Here is a 19,198-nt window from a genome sequence, read left to right as displayed (position 1 = left end):
TGTGAACGGTCTGCATACACTGGCCCGCCGAAAGACAGTTCGGCCGGTCCCGGCAGGAAGCAGAGACGACAGGTGACAGAAGCGATCCTCCTGGTCGGCGGCAAGGGCACGCGGCTGCGCCCGCTCACGGTGAACACGCCCAAGCCCATGGTCCGGGCCGCCGGGGTGCCGTTCCTCACACACCAGCTGGCGCGGGCCAAGGCGGCCGGCGTCGAGCACATCGTGCTCGCGACGAGCTACCTGGCCGAGGTCTTCGAGCCGTACTTCGGCGACGGCTCGGCCCTCGGCCTGCACCTCGAGTACGTCACGGAGGAGGAGCCGCTCGGCACCGGCGGCGCGATCCGCAACGTGGCGTCCCGGCTGCACTCGGGCCCCGACGAACCGGTGCTGATCTTCAACGGCGACATCCTGACGGGCCTGGACATCGGCGCGCTGGTCCGCACCCACGGGACGACGGGCGCGGACGTCTCCCTGCACCTGACGCAGGTGACCGACCCGAGGGCGTACGGGCTGGTCCCCACGGACGGCACGGGCAGGGTGCTCGCCTTCCTGGAGAAGCCCCAGACCCCCGAGGAGATCGTCACCGACCAGATCAACGCGGGGGCGTACGTCTTCCGCCGCTCCGTCATCGACACCATCCCGGCGGGGCGCCCGGTCTCGGTCGAACGCGAGACCTTCCCGGAGCTCCTCGCCACCGGCGCGCACCTCCAGGGCATGGTCGACTCCACGTACTGGCTGGACCTGGGCACCCCGGCGGCCTTCGTCCGCGGCTCGGCCGACCTGGTCCTGGGCCGCGCCCCGTCTCCGGCCGTACCGGGCCGCTGCGGCGACCGCCTCGTCCTGCCCACGGCACGGGTCGCGCGCGACGCCAAGCTGGCCGGCGGCACGGTGGTCGGCGAGGGCGCCTTCGTGGCGGAGGGGGCCCGCGTCTTCGGCAGCACGATCCTGCCGGGCGCCGTCATCGAGCCGGGGGCCGTCATCACCGACTCCCTCATCGGCGCCCGCGCCCGCGTCGGCACCCGCTCGGTCCTCGCCGACACGGTCATCGGCGACGGCGCGGTCGTCGGCGCCGACAACGAACTCCGCTCCGGCGCCCGAATCTGGTGCAACGCCCACATCCCCCCGGGAGCCCTACGCTTCTCCCCGGACGCGTAGTAACAGATAGCCGTGCCCCCTCCCGCTTCCGAGCAGTCGCGTGCCGCCATAGCTACGGACCGTCGCGTGCCGCCGTAGCTACGGGCAGTCGTGCCGCTGGGGCGGCACGGGTGGGCGCAGCGGCACCCCGCCACGCCGGGCCGCGCACCCACCCGCCGCCCACACCCACCCCGGGCGCCAAGGGAACGCCGGACCACCTACAACCGCTCGATCCCCCGCGGAGCCATCCGCGGCGCCCGCCTCCCCGGCACCCGCCCGCTCAGCAACACCAGCCGAGCCGCCCGATGCCGCTGACCCGCATACGGCTCGAGCAAGCGCAGCATCTCCGCGTCGTCCGCGTACCGGTCCCCACCCAGCGCGAACCCCACGATCCCCGGCAGATGCAGATCCCCCACCGTCACCGCGTCCGCCGCCCCATGACTGCGCTGCACCGTCTCCGCCGACGTCCACGGCCCCACCCCCGGCAGCACCTCCAGCCGCTCCCGCGCCGCCGCCGGCTCCATCGCAGCCGCCTCCTCCAGCCGCGCGGCGACCCGCACGGCCCGCAGGATCGTCGACGCCCGCTTGTCGTCCACCCCGGCCAGATGCCACTCCCAGGACGGGATCAGCGCCCACGTCCGCGCCGCCGGCATCACACACATCCGCCCGGGCGCGGGCCCCGGCGCCGGCTCCCCGAACTTCCGTACGAGCAGCCGCCACGCCTGGTACGCCTCCAGCGTCGTGACCTTCTGCTCCAGGATCGACGGGATCAACGACTCCAGCACCAGCCCGGTCCGCGTCAGCCGCAGCCCCGGCCGCCGATGGGCCGTGACCGCCAGCAGCCGGTGTCGCGGCACGAACGCGGACGGGTCGTCCTCGGCGCCCAGCATCCGCGGCAGCTGCTCCAGCAGCCACTCGGCCCCCGGCCCCAGGCCTGGCCCCGTACCTCGCCGCCGCGCGCGGTGACCCGCAGCGTGCCCGGCCCGGCGGGCGTCCGGCCGGCCCGCCACACCGAGCCGTCCGGCATCGTCCGGAACGTCGGATCGCCCGGCCCGCGCCGCAGCGGCCCGAGCACCAGCCCCAGGTCCAGCGGCCCGTCCGGCACCCACACCCGTACCCGGCCCGGCGCGAGCGCCTGCCGGGGGATCCCGTCGCGCACAGCGGCGCGCGGGGGCCGGGGGGCGAAGCGTCCTGCCACGAGTGAGGTCCTTGGGCGAAGTGGGGGAGAAGCGGGGGAGCGGGCGAGAGCCCTGACGAGAAAGTAAGGAGAGGGCCCCTACGAGAGTAGAGGGCTCACCGCACCTCGATGAACGCCTCCGCGTCCCGCTCCGGCCGGGCCTTCGGCTCCTCGGCGGGATGCCCGACCGCCACCGCCCCCATCGGATCCCAGCCGCCCGGCAGCCCCAGCACCTCCCGCACGACGTCCCGGCAGAACATCGTCGAGGACACCCACGCCGAGCCCAGCCGCTCCCCGGCGAGCGCGACGAGCAGGTTCTGTACGCCCGCGCCGGTGGCGACCACGAACATCTCCCGCTCGGCCCCGTCGCGGCGCACGTCCCCGTAGGTGTGCGAGCCGTCCATGACCAGGCAGGGGACGACGAGGTAGGGCGCGTTGCGCAGGACGTCGCCGCGTCGCACGCGCTTGGCGACGGACTCCTCGCTCTTTCCGTCGCGCCGCAGGTCGGCGATCCAGGCGTCGCGCATCGCGTCGAGGAGCCGGGTGCGGGACTCCCCGGACTCCAGGAGCACGAACCGCCACGGCGTCGTGTGGTGCGGTGCCGGCGCGGTCACGGCCGCGGCCACCGCCCGCCGTACGGCACCGGGATCGACCGGCTCGTCCGTGAAGGCCCGCACCGTACGGCGCTGGACGACCGCCTGCCGTACCGCCTCCGAGGTGCCGAGGCGGAACATGTCGTCGCGCGCGCCGCGCACCATCGCCCGCGCGCCCTCGCCGTCGTCCTCGGCGACCACCTGCGGCAGCCCGCGCACGACGGCCACGGGCAGGCCCGCGGCCTTGCCCTTGACCAGGTCGCCCGCGGCGGCCAGCTCGTCCGCGGTGGCGACGACGGTGGCGCCGAGCGGATTGCCGTGCGCGTCCGTGCCGCCGCGCAGGTCGTCCAGGACGCGGACGCCCGCGGCACCGATCGCCACGTCCGTGAGCCCGGCCCGCCAGGGGCGCCCGAAGGTGTCGGTGACGATGACGCCGACGTCCACGCCGAGCGTGTCGCGGAGTCCCTCGCGGATGCTGCGCGCGGAGGCGTCGGGGTCCTCGGGGAGCAGCAGTACCGTCCCGGCCGGGGTGTTGGAGGCGTCGACGCCGGCCGCCGCCATGACCAGGCCCTGGCGGTTCTCGACGATGCGCAGCGGGCCGCGCCGGGCCACCACCCGTACGGTCTCCGCGTCGATCGCGGCCTCCCGGTCGGCGGCCTCGACGACCCGGCCCTCGGCCTTGGACACGATCTTGGACGTGACGAGCAGCACGTCCCCGTCGGCCAGCGCGGGCTCGGCGGCCGCGATCAGCTTGGCCAGGTCGTCGCCCGGCCGCACCTCGGGCAGTCCGGGCAGGGCCCACACCCGGTAGCCGGCCAGGCAGCCGTCCCGGCCGGGAGCGTCGTCGTGCGCCTCGTCGCTCATGCCTCCCGCACCTCCTCCGCCAGCGTCAGCGCCTCCCGGGCCATCCGCGCCGTCGCGTCGAGGTCGGTCATCATCAGCGGTACGGCGCGGCAGAGGACGCCGGCCGCCCTGACCCGGGTGACGGCGTCCGCGTCGACCGTGTCGACCAGCCAGCCGTCGAGGAGGCCCGAGCCGTAGTGCTCGGCGACCGCGGCGGCCGTGGACTCCACGCCGACCGCGGCGAGCACCTTGTCGGCCATCCCGCGCACGGGCGCGTCGCCGACGATGGGGGAGAGGCCCACCACCGGCACCCCGGCGTCGGCGATCGCCTCGCGGATGCCGGGCACGGCGAGGATCGTGCCGATGGAGACGACCGGGTTGGAGGGCGGGAAGAGGATCACGTCCGCCTCCCCGATGGCCTCCAGGACGCCGGGGGCCGGCTTGGCCTGCTCGGCGCCGACCGGGACGACGGCCTCGGCGGGGACGGAGGCGCGCAGGCGCACCCAGTACTCCTGGAAGTGGATCGCCTTGCGCTCCCCGTCCAGCTCGACCGCGACATGCGTCTCCACGCGGTCGTCGGTCATCGGGATCAGGCGCACACCGGGCTTCCAGCGATCGCACAGCGCCTCGGTCACCGCGCTCAGCGGAAAGCCCGCGGTGATCATCTGCGTCCGCACGATGTGCGTGGCGAAGTCGCGGTCGCCGAGGCCGAACCACTCGGGGCCGACGCCGTACGCCGCCAGTTCCTCCTTGAGGTGGAAGGTCTCGTCGGCCCGACCCCAGCCCTGCTCCTCGTTGATGCCGCCGCCGAGCGTGTACATCACCGTGTCGAGGTCCGGGCAGACCTTCAGCCCGAAGAGGTGGATATCGTCCCCGGTGTTGCCGATGACCGTGATGTCCGCGTCCGGCGCGGCCTGCCTGAGACCACGCAGGAACCGGGCACCACCGATGCCGCCTGCCAGAACCACAATGCGCATGGCCCCAGTCTTGCAGGCGGGTACGACAGCGCGTCAGCCAGTCGTCACCGCGTCAGCCGGTCGTCACCGCGTCAGCCGGTCGTCATCGCGTCAGCCGGTCGTCATCGCGTCAGCCGGTCGTCATCGCGTCAGCCGGTCGTCGCCGCGGCGGCCGAGCACTGCGGGGAGTGCATGGGCATCTCGGTCAGGCCCGGGTAGTAGACGTGCAGGCTGACCGCCGGCTCCAGCGCGTCGTTGACCACCTCGTGCGCGTACCCCGGTGCGAACACGCGCTGCGTGCCGGCGCCCAACGCGTGTGTGCCGCGCTCCGTGTGTTCGGTGAGGGTGCCCTCCAGGACCGTCCACACGCCGGAGGAGGGGCCGTGGTCGTGGCGTCCGCTGCCCTGTCCCGGCACCCAGGACAGCAACCAGACCTCGTACCCGGGGCCGGTGCGCAGCCGGTGGTACCAGCGGGTCGTCGCGTCGTACCGGACGAGGTGCCCCCACTCGGACCGGTCGGCGGCGACGGAGCGGAGCAGACCGGCGAACTCGGCGACGGTGGCCGGGTGCTCGCGCGGAGCCTGCAGCAGGTGGGGGACTTCGAGGATGTCGCCGGCGATCTGGAGGTCGCTGTCGCTGTTCATGGGTGCGTGGTTCCTCGGCGGAAGAGAGCGGCGGAGCGGAGCGAAGGACGAAGCACGCCCTGGTGGGGCGGGAACGGAGCAGTCGAGTCACGTGGGACTCGGGGACAGCCGGAGCGCGGTTGGCTCAACAGCTGGAACAGCGGCGACAGCTACAGCGAGCGCGGGCAGCACCGTGGGACCCGGCGGTGCGGGTCGAGGCGAGCGCCAAGTTCGCGAGCATGCCCTCAAGGACAGCGGTTCACACCAGCACTGTCAACTCGATGCCCGTTATGTGGGACATGTTTCACCTCATCCGGTTGATCGTCCTGCCGAAAGGTTTGCTCAGACGGCTTCCGGGACACATGGCGCACAAGCCGGGCGCACAACCCCCGTTGCGATCCCGTGATCCGAATGTGATCAGGTTCGCTTCGGCGCGTGTATCGGAACGGGATCGAACGCCGGGGCGTCCTTCCTGGTGCGGGCGTGAATCGGGGCGGGTGTCCCGGTGGGCCTCATGGGTATGTCAAGGTTTATGGCGATTTGAACACTTACTGCATGGGCTTGGTTCCGCAGAGTGAATAAGGGGCCCAATAGCAGATCCCGGCTTGACTCGCCCGGAGCAGCACACTTGTAATTTCACTCGTGTCGTTCAGCCGGAATCGGTAACGGCTAGATCACGGGGACGCGAAAGACAGACGAGGGGCGCACATGACCGAGCTGGTGCAGCAACTGCTGGTCGACGACGCGGACGAGGAACTCGGCTGGCAGGAGCGCGCACTGTGCGCCCAGACCGACCCCGAGTCCTTCTTCCCCGAGAAGGGCGGCTCCACCCGCGAGGCCAAGAAGGTCTGCCTCGCCTGTGAGGTCCGCTCCGAATGCCTCGAGTACGCCCTTGCCAACGACGAGCGCTTCGGCATCTGGGGCGGCCTGTCCGAGAGGGAACGCCGCCGGCTCAAGAAGGCCGCGGTCTGAAAGCACCGCCCGACGCAGCGGCGGAAACGGCCCGATCAGCGAGAACGGCCCGTCGCAGGTGGGTTGTCCACAGGCGGCGGGCCCTCTTGCTGCCCAGCCGATAGTGTGGGCGCTCGTCCGAGACGCCCCGCCACCCTCAACGGGCACGGGCGTCCACCGCAGTCCACTGAACCGGGGCCCGTACCTCGATGTCCGTGCAGAGTCACACGGCAGCCCAGCAAGACCTGGCTGCCACACCTGAGTTCCCGCGTCACGTGGTGACCGCGGTCCTCGTCGCCCACGACGGAGCCCGCTGGCTGCCCGACGCGCTCGCCGGGCTGCTGGGCCAGGAGCGCCCCGTCCAGTACGCCGTGGCCGCCGACACCGGCAGCGCCGACGACTCCTCCCGGCTGGTCGCCGAAGCGCTCGGCGACGACCGCGTGCTCCACCTCGCCCGGCGCACCGGCTTCGGCCAGGCCGTCGAGGAGGCCGCCCGCATCGCCCCCGTCCTCACCCCCGAGGACCTGCCGTACCTGAGGCGGCCCAGCGGCTGGGACCCCGTCACCCGTTCCTGGCGCGACGACGCCTACGACATGCCGGAGCTTCCCCACGGAGAGCCCGTCCAGTGGCTGTGGCTGCTGCACGACGACTGCGCCCCCGAACCCGAGGCCCTCGCCCAGCTGCTGCGCGTCGTGGACACCGAGTACGAACTCGGCCGCGACGACGTCGCCGTCGTCGGCCCCAAACTGCGCGGCTGGTACGACCGCAGGCAGTTGCTGGAGGTCGGCGTCTCCATCGCCAACTCCGGCCGCCGCTGGACCGGCCTGGACCGTCGCGAACAGGACCAGGGGCAGCACGACCACGTCAAAACCGTGCTGTCGGTGTCCACCGCCGGCATGCTGATCCGGCGCGACGTCTTCGAGCGGCTCGGCGGATTCGACCGCCGGCTGCCCCTGATGCGCGACGACGTCGACCTGTGCTGGCGCGCGCACGCCGCCGGACTGCGCGTCCTCGTCGCTCCCGAGGCGGTCGTCCGTCACGCCGAGGCGGCCTCACGCGAACGCCGCGCCGTCGACTGCGCCGGCCGCACCACCGCCTCACCGCACAAGGTGGACAAGGCCGGCGCCGTCCACACCCTCCTGGTCAACGTCCGCACCGCCGTCCTGCCGTGGGTGCTGCTGCGCGTCGTCCTCGGCACGCTGCTGCGCACCGTCGCCTACCTCGTCGGCAAGGTCCCCGGTCAGGCCCTCGACGAGATCCGGGGCCTGCTCGGCGTCCTGCTGCGGCCCGAGCGGATCATCGCGGGCCGGCGCGAACGCGGCCGCCCGCAGGTCGAGAAGGACGAACTGCGGCCCCTGTTCCCGCCCCCGGGCGCGACCGTCCGGGCCACCGTCGAGCAGGTCGCGGGCGACCTCTTCGGCAGCTCCGACGCCGAGGCCGCCGCGGGCGCCGGACGGCACGGCGGCGGCATCGAGTCCGGACCGGGCGGCGACGACGCCGACTTCCTGGAGATCGAGCAGTTCGCCCGCCTCAAGCGCATCGCCCGCAAGCCGGGGCCGGTGCTCTTCCTGGTGCTGCTGCTCGTCTCGCTGGCCGCCTGCCGGGCGCTCCTCGGCGGCGGCGCCCTGGCGGGCGGCGCGCTGCTGCCCGCACCGGCCGGCGCCGGTGAGCTGTGGTCGCGGTACGCGGACGCCTGGCACACGGTCGGCACCGGCGGCACCGCCTCCGCACCGCCCTACCTGGCGATCGTCGCCACCGTCGCGTCGCTGCTGCTCGGCTCCACCGGACTCGCCGTCACCCTGCTGATGGTCTGCTCGGTGCCCCTGGCCGGTGCCACCGCGTACTTCGCCTCCCGCCCGCTGGTCCCGTCCCGGCTGCTGCGCGCCTGGGCCGCGGTCGCCTACGCCTTCCTGCCCGCCGCCACCGGCGCGCTCGCCGGCGGCCGCATCGGCACCGCCGTCCTCGCCGTACTGCTGCCGCTCATCGCGCGCGCGGGCGTCGCGGCGGCCGGCCTGTCGGGCTCCTCCGGCGCCCGCGGCAGCTGGCGTGCCACCTGGGCGTACGCCCTGCTCCTCACCGTCACCACCGCCTTCACGCCCGTCGTGTGGCCCGTCGCGCTGGTCCTCGGCATCGGGGTGCTCGCCCTGCGGCGCGGCGAGATCACGGCGTACGGGCCGCGCTTCCTCGCCCAGCTCGGCACCCCGCTGCTGCTGCTCGCCCCCTGGTCGCTGTCGCTGCTGCCGTTCGGCTTCTTCGACGAGGCCGGGCTCGAGTACGGCTCCTCGGCCGCCTCCGCCCTCGACCTGCTCGGCGCCAGCCCCGGCGGTCCCGGCACGGTGGGCGGGCTGCTCCTCCTCGGCATCGTGCTGGCCGCGCTGGCCGCCCTGCTGCGCTCCGAGCGGCAGTTGGGCGTCCGTACCGCCTGGGCCGTTGCCCTGGTCGCCCTGGTCTTCTCGGTGCTCTCCAACCGCTCCGGCTGGGCCGGCCCCGCCACCCTCGTCTACGGCATCGCCCTGCTGTCCGCCGCGACACTCGGCGCCGACGGGGCCCGCTTCCGCGTGGCCGAGCAGAGCTTCGGCTGGCGCCAGCCGGTCGCCGCCCTGATCGCCCTCGCTTCGGCCCTCGGCCCGCTGATCGCCGCCGCCGGCTGGATGTTCGGCGGCGCCGACGGCCCCGTGGAGCGCCGCGATCCCGTGCAGGTGCCCGCGTTCGTCGCCGAGGAGAGCCACACCCGCGACCAGGCCCGCACCCTCGTCCTCGACAGCGACTCCGCCGCGCACGTGGGCTACATGCTGGTCCGCGGCTCCGGCGCCCGCCTCGGCGACGGCGAACTGGCCTCCGGCGACGGTGGCAACAGCACGCTGGACAAGGTCGTCGCCAACCTGGTGGCCGGCTCCGGCGCCGACCAGGCCGACCAACTCGGCGGGTTCGCGGTGCGCTACGTGCTCGTGCACAAGGGCGCCCCCCGCGAGGTCACCCGCGTCCTGGACGCCACGCCCGGACTGAGCAGGCTCAGCCAGCAGGACGGCAGCGGACTGTGGCGGGTGGACCAGGAGGTCGCGCGCGCGACCATCGTGACCGGCGACAAGGCCGGCGCCGGGAAGTCCGGTGGCGGCGAGCCCGAGCCCGTGGCGGCCGGACCTGTGGAGATCCACACCGACATCGAGGCGGGCACCGAGGGCCGGGTACTGCGCCTCGCCGACACCGCCGCCGAGGGCTGGACGGCCACCCTGGACGGCAAGCCGCTGGCCCGCACCACGGTCGACGGCTGGGCCCAGGGCTTCGAACTCCCCGCCTCCGGCGGCCGGCTGGACGTCACCTACGACGACCCGTTCACGCACACGGCCTGGCTGTGGGCCCAGGGACTCCTCGCCGTCGTCCTGGTCGTCCTCGCCCTGCCCGGCAGGCGCCGCGACGTCGACGACGACCTGCCCGACGAGCCGCTCGTCCCCGCCCAGCCCGTCGACGGCGAAGGGCGCCGGGCCCGGCGACTGCGCGCCCAGGCCGAGGCCGAAGCGGAGGCCGGGGCAGGCTCGGAGGCGGAGCCGGGCCACGGAGCGGCGGGTGACGCCGCCGAGGTGCCCGAGCCACCGCTCCAGGCCCCCGTGCCGGTCCCGCAACAGCAGGCGTACGGCGAATGGGACGCGACGGGGTACACCGGCGCCGGGTACGGCTCCTACGACGGTGGCTACGGCGGTGAGCAGTACCAGGGCGCCCAGCAGTACGACCCGGGCGCGTACGGACAGCAGCCGTACCAGGCGGCGGACCCGTACCAGGCGGACGCCTACCAGGGCGGTCACGGCAGCCAGGGCGACCAGGGCGCGCAGTACGGGTCGGGGCAGTACGACCCCTACGCCTACGGCGACCCGACGCAGGCTCAGGAGGGCGGCTACGACCCCGCCTACGACCAGACGTACGGACAGGGCGGATACGACACGACGTACGACCCTTCCCAGCAGCCCCAGCAGCCCCAGCAGCCCCAGCAGCCCCACGGCACGGGCAGTGAGCGTCCCGACGGGAGCCAGCAGTGAAGCGCACGACCCTGTCCCTGATCGCCTGTGCGACGGCGCTCGCCGCGGTCACCGGTTTCGCGGCGGTGTCCGCCCCGGACGGCTCCGGCACGGACACGGCGGCACCGGCCGCCCGGCTGCCCGTGGAGCGCACCAGCCTGCTGTGCCCGGCGCCCAGCACCTCCGACCTCGCCGAGACCGCGTACACGTCCTTCACCCCCGTCACGAAGGGCGCGGACGAGAAGGGCGGCGCGGAACTCGCGACGGCGGAGTCGGCCGAGGACGCCGGGAAGGACCAGAAGGACCAGAAGGACCAGAAGGACCAGAAGGACCAGAAGGACGAGAAGCCGGTAGTCCAGCCCAAGGCGCCCGGCACCCCCGTCGCGGGGGAGGCCACCGGCGCCGACACCCCCGCGCTCATCGGCACCGCCGAGGGAGGCAGCGCGCCCGGCTGGACGGTCCAGCAGACGACGGAGGTCGCCGCCGGGACCGGCCGGGGCCTGCAGGGCGTCAACTGCACCGCTCCGGACACGGAGTTCTGGTTCCCGGGCGCCAGCACGGCGACCGGCCGCACCGACTACGTGCACCTGACGAACCCCGACGACTCGGCGGCCGTCGTCGACATCGAGCTGTACGGCAAGGACGGAGCCCTGAAGTCCACGGTGGGGGAGGGCGTCACGGTGCCACCGCACGGCAGTGAGTCCCTCCTGCTGGCCACGCTCAGCGACGTGAAGCAGACCGACCTGACCGTGCACGTCGGCGTGCGCAGCGGACGGCTCGGCGCCGCGGTGCAGGCCCTGGACGACAAGACCGGCGGCGACTGGCTGACCGCGGCCGCGGACCCGGCCGGCGACCTCGTGCTGCCGGGCATCCCGAAGGACGCCACCGCCGTCCGCCTGGTGCTGTTCACACCCGGCGGCACCGACGCCGACCTGAAGGTGCGGCTCGCCTCGCCGTCCGGTCTGATCACACCGGCCGGCCATGAGACGGTGCACGTCAAGGCCGGTATGACGACCGGCGTCGACCTCGGCGAGGTCACCCGCGGCGAGGCGGGTTCGCTGGTGCTGACCCCGACGGACCGGTCCGTTCCGGTCGTGGCCGCGGTCCGGGTCGTGCGGGGCAAGGGCGACGAGCAGGAGTCCGCGTTCATCCCGGCCGCCGACCCGGTCGGTGCGCGCGCGACCGTCGCGGACAACCGCGCCAAGAGCACCACCCTGGCCCTCTCCGCGCCCGGGAAGGCGGCGAAGGTCAAGGTCACGGCGTCGGCGGGCACCGAGGGCGGCACGACGGCGACCAAGACGTACACGGTCGGGGCGGGCACGACCCAGAACGTCGACGCACCGGTTCCCGCCGGACTCAAGGGCTCCTACGCGCTGACCGTCGAGACCGTCTCGGGCGGCCCGGTCCACGCGTCCCGCACCCTGACGGGTTCGGACGACGACGTGGCGGCCTTCACCGTCCAGACCCTCCCCGACGACCGGGGCACGGTCTCGGTGCCGAACGCGGACGAGGACCTGTCGGTGCTGCAGAAGTAGCGGCCGCGGGGGGCTGGGACCTCCGCCGCTCAGTCCTCCCCGTACCGCGGATCCACCGTCTCCGGGGTCAGCCCGAGCAGCTCCGCGACCTGCTCGACGACGACCTCGTGCACCAGCAGCGCCCGCTCGTCCCGCCCCTTGGTCCGGATCTCCACCGGTCGCCGGTAGACGACCACCCGCCCCCGCCGCCCGTCGCGCGAGGGCACCATGGCCCCGAGCGGGACCGCCTCGTCGTTCCAGGCGTCCCCGGCCTCGGCCGGTCGCGGCACGTCGAGGACGAGGAAGTCGATGTCGGCGAGCTGCGGCCAGCGCCGCTCCAGGCGCTCCACGGAGTCCTGCACCAGGTCCGCGAACACCTCGCCACGGCTCGCCGCGAGCGGCACCTGCGGGGGTGCGACCGGGCCGCGCATGCCCCGGCCGTGCCGATCACGACGGCGGGGTCCTGGGCGGCCGGTGTCACGGGGCGTCACGGGGTTGTCCATCACCGTCGAAGGGTAGTCCCCGCCGAGGTCACGTGCCCGACCGCACGCGCACCGCGGGCGGCGTGGCGGCGGCCCGCTCCCCTTGTCGTCGAATGACCATTCCAGCCAAGGTTGGGCTCAATTCCGTATCTCTCCGCGACCGTGGAACTCAAGGCAAATGTCGTTGTTTGTATCGGGTCGTGACCGTTCTCCGAACCGCGCGGGATCGTCGGGGCCGGGGTCCGCGCAGGTCAAAGGGGCCTGTTCGGAAGGGCCGTAGGACGTTTCACGCCACGACACGGGGGTGTGACCCGGTGGAGAGTCGTCGCGGCCCGCTCAAGAGTGCGGTACCGTCCAACATCGTGAGCCCTGTACGTCGCTGTTCGCGCACCGCCTGCGGCCGTCCCGCCGTCGCGACGCTGACGTACGTCTACGCCGACTCGACCGCGGTCCTCGGCCCGCTCGCCACCTACGCCGAACCCCACTGCTACGACCTGTGCGCCGAGCACTCCGAGCGCCTCACCGCCCCGCGCGGCTGGGAGGTCGTCCGCCTGCTCGACGGATCCGCCCCGGCCCGCCCCAGCGGCGACGACCTGGAGGCGCTCGCCAACGCGGTGCGCGAGGCGGCCCGTCCCCAGGAGCGGGCGGCCGAGGCCGGTGGCGGCGCACGCAGGGCCGACCCGATGGAGGTCGCGCGCCGCGGCCACCTGCGCGTGCTGCGCTCGCCGGACAACTGATCCCTGTTCGAGGGACCCGCACCCCTCACTCGTAGTGGCCCCGGTCACATCCGTTGCTGCACACCCATTGACGCCTCGTTGTCGCGGACACGACCATTCCGGAAGTCGCGAGAAATCGCTTTCGCATGGCGGAATCCGGGGAGGCGTCCGTGTACGTGCAGGAACTGGAACCCGTCGCCGGTTCGCTCGGCCTGTCCGCCCTGGTGGCGGCCCTGCCACTGGTGATCGTCCTCGTCCTGCTGGGCGGCGTCCGCATGAAGGCGCACCTGGCGGGCCTCATCGGCCTCCTGGCCGCCGTACTGGTCGCCTGGCTCGCCTACGGCATGCCGCTCGGCCAGACGGCCTCCAGCGCCGTCCAGGGGGCGGTTTTCGGCCTCTTCCCCATCCTGTGGATCGTCGTGAACGCCCTGTGGGTCTACCGGATGACCGTCCGCACCCGGCACTTCGACATCCTGCGCCGCTCCTTCGGCCGGCTGTCCGACGACCCCCGCATCCAGGCCCTCGTCGTCGCCTTCTGCTTCGGCGCCCTCCTGGAGGCCCTCGCCGGGTTCGGGGCGCCCGTCGCGATCTGCTCGGTCATGCTCGTCGCCCTCGGCTTCGACCCCGTACGCGCCGCCGTGGTCTCGCTGGTCGCCAACACCGCACCGGTCGCCTTCGGCGCGATGGGCACGCCGGTGGTGACGCTGGCCCAGGTCACCGGGCTGCCCCTGGACGACGTCGCCTCCGTGGTGGGCCGGCAGACGCCCCTGCTGGCCCTCGTCGTACCGCTGCTCCTGGTCGCCCTGGTGGACGGGCGGCGCGGACTGCGCGAGACCTGGATCCCCGCACTGGCCTGCGGAGTCGCCTTCGCCGTCGCCCAGTTCGTCGCCTCCAACTACGTCTCCGCCCAGCTCGCCGACATCGCCGCCGCCCTGATCGGCGCCGGCGCCCTGGTCGCCGTACCGCACTCCCGCCGGCCCGCCGCCGAGCCCGTACGGGCGTCCGTACTGACCGGCGCGCGCAGCGAGGAACTGGACGAGCGGGACCCCGCCCGTGAGGTCGTGCGGGCGTACGCGCCGTACGCGCTGATCGTCGCCGTCTTCTCCGTGGCGCAGATCCCGGCGGTCAAGGACTGGCTTGCCAAGGCCACCCAGTCCTACGACTGGCCGTTCCTGGACGTGGCCGGCCCCGAGGGCAAGCCGGTCGGCGGCAACGTCTTCTCCTGGCCGATCGTCTCCACCGGCGGCACGCTCGTGCTCTTCGCCGGGCTGGCCACTGCCGTCGTCCTCGGCGTGCACGCGCGTGTGGCGGTCAAGGAGTGGCTCGCGACCGTGCACGAACTGCGGTTCGCGATCCTCACCGTCACCTCGGTCCTCGCCCTCGCCTACGTCATGAACCTCTCCGGGCAGGCGGCCACCATCGGCCACTTCGTCGCCGCGGCCGGTGCCGGACTCGCGTTCCTCTCCCCGGTGCTCGGCTGGTTCGGCGTCGCCGTCTCCGGCTCCGACACCTCCGCCAACGCGCTCTTCGGCGCCCTCCAGGTGACCGCCGCGCGCGAGTCCGGCCTCTCGCCCGAACTGCTGGCCGCCGCCAACAGCTCCGGCGGCGTCCTCGGCAAGATGATCTCCCCGCAGAACCTCACCATCGCCTGCGCCGCCGTGGGTCTCGCCGGCCGCGAGGGCGACCTGCTGCGCAAGGTGCTCCCCTGGAGTCTCGGCCTGCTGCTGGTCATGTGCCTGATCGTGGTCGGGCAGTCCACGGCGGTCCTGGGCTGGATGCTGCCCTGACCTCAGGGAACCGCCCGGGCGGCCCGTCGGTCCCTACGGGGTAGTTTGTGGGCTCCGACAGGACTTTCAGGAAGGTTGGCCGTGGCTGCTGATCTGTCGCAGATCGTGAAGGCGTACGACGTGCGCGGTGTCGTCCCGGACCAGTGGGACGAGTCGCTGGCCGAGCTGTTCGGCGCGGCCTTCGTCGAACTGACCGGCGCGGGCGCCATCGTGGTCGGCCACGACATGCGGCCCTCGTCCCCGGGCCTGTCCGACGCCTTCGCGCGCGGCGCGGCGGCCCGCGGCGCCGACGTGACCGGGATCGGCCTGTGCTCCACCGACCAGCTGTACTACGCCTCCGGCGCGCTCGGCCTGCCGGGCGCCATGTTCACGGCCTCGCACAACCCCGCGCGGTACAACGGCATCAAGCTGTGCCGCGCGGGTGCCGCCCCGGTCGGCCAGGACACCGGCCTCGCCGAGATCCGCGCCCTGGTGGAGCGCTGGAGCGAGGTGGGCGCCCCGGAGCCGACCGCCCGTCCCGGCACCGTCACCCGGCGCGACGTCCTCGCCGACTACGCCGCCCACCTGCGTTCCCTCGTCGACCTCACCGGCAGCCGCCCCCTCAAGGTCGTCGTCGACGCGGGCAACGGCATGGGCGGCCACACCGTCCCCACGGTCTTCGCCGGCCTGCCCCTCGACCTGGTGCCGATGTACTTCGAACTGGACGGCACCTTCCCCAACCACGAGGCCAACCCGCTCGACCCGGCCAACCTCGTGGATCTCCAGCGGCGCGTCCGCGAGGAGGGCGCCGACCTCGGCCTCGCCTTCGACGGCGACGCCGACCGGTGCTTCGTCGTCGACCAGGACGGCGAGCCGGTCTCCCCGTCCGCCGTCACCGCCCTGGTGGCCGCCCGCGAACTGGCCCGCAACGGCGGCAAGGGCACGGTCATCCACAACCTGATCACCTCGTGGACCGTCCCGGAGGTCGTCCGCGAGAACGGCGGCACACCGGAACGCACGCGTGTGGGCCACTCCTTCATCAAGGCCGAGATGGCCAGGACCGGCGCCATCTTCGGCGGCGAGCACTCCGCGCACTACTACTTCCGCGACTTCTGGAACGCCGACACCGGCATGCTGGCCGCCCTCCACGTCCTCGCCGCCCTCGGCGAGCAGGACGGCCCGCTGTCCGCCCTGGTCGCCGCCTACGACCGCTACACCGGCTCCGGCGAGATCAACTCCACCGTCGCCGACCAGCAGGCCCGCCTCGCCGCGATCCGGGCCGCCTACGAGGGCCGCGACGACGTCACCGTGGACGACCTGGACGGCCTCACCGTCCAGGCGGCCGACTGGTGGTTCAACGTCCGCCCGTCCAACACCGAGCCCCTGCTCCGCCTGAACGCGGAGGCGCGCGACGAGGCGACGATGACGAAGGTGCGCGACGAAGCGCTGGCGATCATCCGCGCCTAGCCGCGGCCGCGGCCGCGGACCTCGTGCCGCTCCCCAGCCGCGGACCTCGTGCCCCCGGCGGCCGCAGGCACTCGCCCCCGCCGCTGCGGGCAGTCGTACCTCCCCCAGTGCCTGAACGGCCTGGGAGGTGCCCCCAGGCGGCACGGGTGGGCGCAGCGGCACCCGGCCGGCGCCCGGCGCGCGACCGCCCCCGCCCCAACACCGGGTTCACCGTGGGCCACCCGCACGGGCCCCGCCCCGGCGGTACCCTGACCAGCACATCCACACAAGCCCCACCGCCCCCGAAGGGAACCCCCATGCCGCTCGAAGCCGGCCTCCTGGAGATCCTCGCCTGCCCCGCCTGCCACGCCCCCCTCAAGGAGCAGGACGCGGAGCTGATCTGCACCGGCCAGGACTGCGGCCTGGCCTACCCGGTGCGCGACGGCATCCCCGTCCTCCTCGTCGACGAGGCCCGCCGCCCCGAGTAGCCGCCGGCCAGGCGACCGGCCACCCGGCGACGACCCCGCGCACCCGCGCATTCGAACGAACGCCCCGGCGATCGGAGACCTGCCGCCATGCTCGACGAATCGCTCCTCGACGCCCCGGAGCGCCTCACCGAGGCCGACCGCCGCGGCCTGCTCCGCGGCGCCGCCGAGGCCGGTGCCCGCGTCCGCACCGCCGCCCGGCAGGCCGCCGAGGCCGGCGTCGGCAACCTCAAGCCGGACGGCCGCCCCCGCGCCGTACTGATCGCGGGACCCGGCGCCGCCGCCACCCACGCCGCCGACCTCCTCGGCACCCTCGCCGGGGCGGGCAGCCCCGTCACCCGCCTCGCCCCCACCGGCGTCGCCCCCGCCGCGGGCGCCCTGCGCTGGGAACTGCCCGGCTGGGCCGGATCCGTGGACCTCCTGCTGATCGCCACCCCCGACGGCGCCGAGCCGGGCCTGTCCCTCCTCGCCGAACAGGCCTACCGCAGGGGCTGCACGGTCGTCGCCGTCGCCCCCGCCCGCTCCCCGCTCAACGATGCGGTGAGTGCCTCCCGCGGCCTGTTCATCCCGATGGCGACCGCCCCCTACGACCACGACGAGCCCCTCGCCGGCGCCGCCCCGGGCGTCCTGTGGGCGCTGCTCACCCCGCTCCTCGCCCTGCTGGACCGCACCGGCCTGCTCGACGCGCCGCCCGAGGCCATCGACAAGGTCGCCGACCGCCTCGACCGGATCGCCGAACGCTGCGGGCCCGCCATCGTGACCTACAGCAACCCCGCCAAGACCCTGGCGTCCGAGCTGGCCGAGTCCCTCCCCGTCGTCTGGACCGAGGGCACCTCCGCCGGACCCGCCGGCCGCCGCTTCGCGGCCGCCCTCGCCGAGCTGTCCGGCACCCCCGCCGTCGTCGCCGACCTGCCCGAGGCGCTCGCCGCGCACAACGCACTGCTCTCCGGCCGGCTCGCCGCCGGCGCCGACCCCGACGACTTCTTCCGCGACCGCGTCGAGGAGCCGCCCGCCCTGCACGCACGCGTGGTCCTCCTGCGCGACCGCCCCAGCGGCGGCCTCACCGCCGCTCCCAACGCCCGTGACCTGGCCCTCGGCCACGACACGCCGATCAGCGAACTGGAACCGGAAGAGGGCGGCGAACTGGAGACCCTCGCCGAACTGATCGCCATCACGGATTTCGCCGCCGTTTACCTGGCGCTCGCCTCGGGAGCCTGACCCAGGCGCAGCATCGCCCACGCACCAGCACGCACCGGCAGAGAGAGCCCATGGACCGCCTCGACAACACCGTCCGCCCCTACGCCTGGGGTTCCACCACCGCGATCCCGACCCTGCTCGGGACCGAGCCGACCGGCGAACCGCAGGCGGAGATGTGGATGGGCGCCCACCCCGGCGCCCCCTCCCGCACCGGCCGGGGCACCCTCGCCGAGGTCGTCGACGCCGACCCCGAGAAGGAACTGGGCTCCGCCTCCGTGGCCAGGTTCGGCCCCCGGCTGCCCTTCCTCCTCAAGCTCCTCGCGGCCGGCGCCCCGCTCTCCCTCCAGGTCCACCCCGACCTGGCCCAGGCCAGGGCCGGTTACGAGGACGAGGAGCGCCGCGGCGTCCCGCTGGACGCCCCGCACCGCAACTACAAGGACGCCAACCACAAGCCCGAACTGGTCTGCGCCCTCACCGACTTCGACGGCCTGTGCGGCTTCCGCGCCCCGGCCGAGACGGCCGACCTGCTGGACGGCCTCGGCGTCGCCTCCCTCAAGCCGTACGTCGACCTGCTGCGCGCCCAGCCCGAGGACGCGGCCCTGCGCGAGGTCCTCACCGCGGTCCTCACCGCCGACCCCGAGGACATGTCCCGCACGGTCACCGAGGTCGCGGCCGCCTGTGACCGCCTCGGCGGCGCCTACCGGCCGTACGCCGACATCGCCCACCACTACCCGGGCGACCCCGGCGTCCTCGCCGCGATGCTCCTCAACCACGTCCGGCTCCAGCCCGGCGAGGCCCTCTACCTCGGCGCCGGCATCCCGCACGCCTACCTGAACGGCCTCGGCGTCGAGATCATGGCCAACTCCGACAACGTCCTGCGCTGCGGCCTCACGCCCAAGCACGTCGACGTCCCCGAACTCCTGCGCATCGTCCGCTTCGAGTCCGGCGACCCCGGCATCCTGCGCCCCGAGGCGTCCCCCGACGGCGAAGAGGTCTACGACACCCCGATCGACGAGTTCCGCCTGTCCCGCTACGTCCTGCCCGAGGGCTCCGGCGCCCACGACCTCACCCTGCCCACCCCGCAGATCCTGCTCTGCACGGCGGGCACCGTACGGGCGGGCGAACACGAACTGGCCCCCGGCCGCTCCGTCTTCGTCCCGGCGCACGAAAAGGCCGAAGTGTCCGGAACCGGCACGCTCTTCCGGGCCACCGTGCGCGTCTGACCCGTGCCCGAGGGGGCATCCGGCACGTCGGGGCCCGCGCGGGCTGCAACAATGGCGGACCGCAAAGGCGGGGCAAAGCCGG

14 protein-coding genes and 1 pseudogene are annotated in these 19,198 nt (G+C 73.9%); 10 read left to right on the top strand and 5 right to left on the bottom strand.

The window, feature by feature from the left end:
* The first annotated feature begins 72 nt into the window (after nucleotides 1-72).
* Nucleotides 73-1,155 carry an NDP-sugar synthase gene (locus tag C4J65_RS12360; protein WP_115742454.1) on the top strand — a complete coding sequence of 361 codons (1,083 nt, stop codon included), beginning with the start codon at nucleotides 73-75 and terminating at the stop codon, nucleotides 1,153-1,155.
* Between the two features lie 197 nt (nucleotides 1,156-1,352).
* Here the strand turns inward: C4J65_RS12360 and C4J65_RS12355 are convergent.
* The 4 genes and pseudogenes from C4J65_RS12355 to C4J65_RS12340 form a co-directional block, all read right to left on the bottom strand.
* Nucleotides 1,353-2,332: pseudogene (locus C4J65_RS12355) on the bottom strand (DNA-3-methyladenine glycosylase 2 family protein).
* Nucleotides 2,333-2,427: 95 nt separating this feature from the next.
* Nucleotides 2,428-3,768, bottom strand: a complete 1,341-nt coding sequence (locus C4J65_RS12350; RefSeq protein WP_115742453.1) for a coenzyme F420-0:L-glutamate ligase — start codon at nucleotides 3,766-3,768, stop codon at nucleotides 2,428-2,430.
* Nucleotides 3,765-4,724: a 2-phospho-L-lactate transferase gene (gene cofD / locus C4J65_RS12345; protein WP_115742452.1), complete on the bottom strand. Its 960-nt coding sequence runs from the start codon at nucleotides 4,722-4,724 to the stop codon at nucleotides 3,765-3,767. The genes C4J65_RS12350 and cofD overlap by 4 nt, the downstream gene beginning before the upstream one ends.
* A gap of 128 nt (nucleotides 4,725-4,852) precedes the next feature.
* On the bottom strand, nucleotides 4,853-5,347 hold the full coding sequence (locus tag C4J65_RS12340) for a cysteine dioxygenase family protein (RefSeq protein WP_115742451.1): 495 nt from the start codon (nucleotides 5,345-5,347) through the stop codon (nucleotides 4,853-4,855).
* 687 nt (nucleotides 5,348-6,034) lie between these two features.
* Here C4J65_RS12340 and C4J65_RS12330 point away from each other — a divergent pair.
* The 3 genes from C4J65_RS12330 to C4J65_RS12320 all read left to right on the top strand — a co-directional run bounded on the left by C4J65_RS12330 (nucleotide 6,035) and on the right by C4J65_RS12320 (nucleotide 11,822).
* The gene (locus C4J65_RS12330) at nucleotides 6,035-6,298 is read left to right on the top strand and encodes a WhiB family transcriptional regulator (protein WP_003975777.1); all 264 of its coding nucleotides are present in this window, start codon (nucleotides 6,035-6,037) and stop codon (nucleotides 6,296-6,298) included.
* A gap of 188 nt (nucleotides 6,299-6,486) precedes the next feature.
* A complete protein-coding gene (locus C4J65_RS12325; RefSeq protein ID WP_115742450.1) occupies nucleotides 6,487-10,308 on the top strand; it encodes a glycosyltransferase in 3,822 nt (1,273 codons plus the stop codon).
* Complete coding sequence (locus tag C4J65_RS12320; protein ID WP_115742449.1) at nucleotides 10,305-11,822, top strand: DUF5719 family protein; 1,518 nt, start codon at nucleotides 10,305-10,307, stop codon at nucleotides 11,820-11,822. The genes C4J65_RS12325 and C4J65_RS12320 overlap by 4 nt, the downstream gene beginning before the upstream one ends.
* 29 nt (nucleotides 11,823-11,851) lie before the next feature.
* Here the strand turns inward: C4J65_RS12320 and C4J65_RS12315 are convergent, their stop codons facing one another.
* A complete protein-coding gene (locus C4J65_RS12315; RefSeq protein WP_162833565.1) occupies nucleotides 11,852-12,304 on the bottom strand; it encodes a metallopeptidase family protein in 453 nt (150 codons plus the stop codon).
* 293 nt (nucleotides 12,305-12,597) lie between these two features.
* Between C4J65_RS12315 and C4J65_RS12310 the strand changes: the two genes are divergently transcribed.
* The 6 genes from C4J65_RS12310 to manA all read left to right on the top strand — a co-directional run bounded on the left by C4J65_RS12310 (nucleotide 12,598) and on the right by manA (nucleotide 19,116).
* Nucleotides 12,598-13,020, top strand: a complete 423-nt coding sequence (locus C4J65_RS12310; protein WP_115742448.1) for a DUF3499 domain-containing protein — start codon at nucleotides 12,598-12,600, stop codon at nucleotides 13,018-13,020.
* 149 nt (nucleotides 13,021-13,169) lie between these two features.
* Entirely contained in the window at nucleotides 13,170-14,786 is a 1,617-nt protein-coding gene (locus C4J65_RS12305; protein ID WP_115746415.1) for an L-lactate permease, read from the top strand.
* 81 nt (nucleotides 14,787-14,867) lie between these two features.
* Nucleotides 14,868-16,232 carry a phosphomannomutase/phosphoglucomutase gene (locus tag C4J65_RS12300; RefSeq protein ID WP_115742447.1) on the top strand — a complete coding sequence of 455 codons (1,365 nt, stop codon included), beginning with the start codon at nucleotides 14,868-14,870 and terminating at the stop codon, nucleotides 16,230-16,232.
* A gap of 296 nt (nucleotides 16,233-16,528) precedes the next feature.
* Nucleotides 16,529-16,699 carry a Trm112 family protein gene (locus C4J65_RS12295; RefSeq protein WP_007450268.1) on the top strand — a complete coding sequence of 57 codons (171 nt, stop codon included), beginning with the start codon at nucleotides 16,529-16,531 and terminating at the stop codon, nucleotides 16,697-16,699.
* 87 nt (nucleotides 16,700-16,786) lie between these two features.
* Complete coding sequence (locus C4J65_RS12290) at nucleotides 16,787-17,914, top strand: SIS domain-containing protein (RefSeq protein WP_115742446.1); 1,128 nt, start codon at nucleotides 16,787-16,789, stop codon at nucleotides 17,912-17,914.
* A 50-nt stretch (nucleotides 17,915-17,964) separates the two neighbouring features.
* Nucleotides 17,965-19,116: a mannose-6-phosphate isomerase, class I gene (gene manA / locus C4J65_RS12285; RefSeq protein ID WP_115742445.1), complete on the top strand. Its 1,152-nt coding sequence runs from the start codon at nucleotides 17,965-17,967 to the stop codon at nucleotides 19,114-19,116.
* The last annotated feature ends 82 nt before the right edge of the window (nucleotides 19,117-19,198 follow it).

The sequence above is a fragment of the Streptomyces sp. CB09001 genome (assembly GCF_003369795.1).
Taxonomy (GTDB): domain Bacteria; phylum Actinomycetota; class Actinomycetes; order Streptomycetales; family Streptomycetaceae; genus Streptomyces.
The sequence above is the reverse complement of the archived record's forward strand: the minus strand, read 5'-3'. Positions and strand labels throughout refer to the sequence as shown.

Coding starts and splice junctions, on each gene's coding strand:
- cofD (WP_115742452.1), bottom strand. CDS start 4,724: ATGCGCATTGTGGTTCTGGCAGGCGGCATCGGTGGTGCCCGGTTCCTG.
- C4J65_RS12315 (WP_162833565.1), bottom strand. CDS start 12,304: ATGGACAACCCCGTGACGCCCCGTGACACCGGCCGCCCAGGACCCCGC.
- C4J65_RS12330 (WP_003975777.1), top strand. CDS start 6,035: ATGACCGAGCTGGTGCAGCAACTGCTGGTCGACGACGCGGACGAGGAA.
- manA (WP_115742445.1), top strand. CDS start 17,965: ATGGACCGCCTCGACAACACCGTCCGCCCCTACGCCTGGGGTTCCACC.
- C4J65_RS12340 (WP_115742451.1), bottom strand. CDS start 5,347: ATGAACAGCGACAGCGACCTCCAGATCGCCGGCGACATCCTCGAAGTC.
- C4J65_RS12290 (WP_115742446.1), top strand. CDS start 16,787: ATGCTCGACGAATCGCTCCTCGACGCCCCGGAGCGCCTCACCGAGGCC.
- C4J65_RS12295 (WP_007450268.1), top strand. CDS start 16,529: ATGCCGCTCGAAGCCGGCCTCCTGGAGATCCTCGCCTGCCCCGCCTGC.
- C4J65_RS12325 (WP_115742450.1), top strand. CDS start 6,487: ATGTCCGTGCAGAGTCACACGGCAGCCCAGCAAGACCTGGCTGCCACA.
- C4J65_RS12350 (WP_115742453.1), bottom strand. CDS start 3,768: ATGAGCGACGAGGCGCACGACGACGCTCCCGGCCGGGACGGCTGCCTG.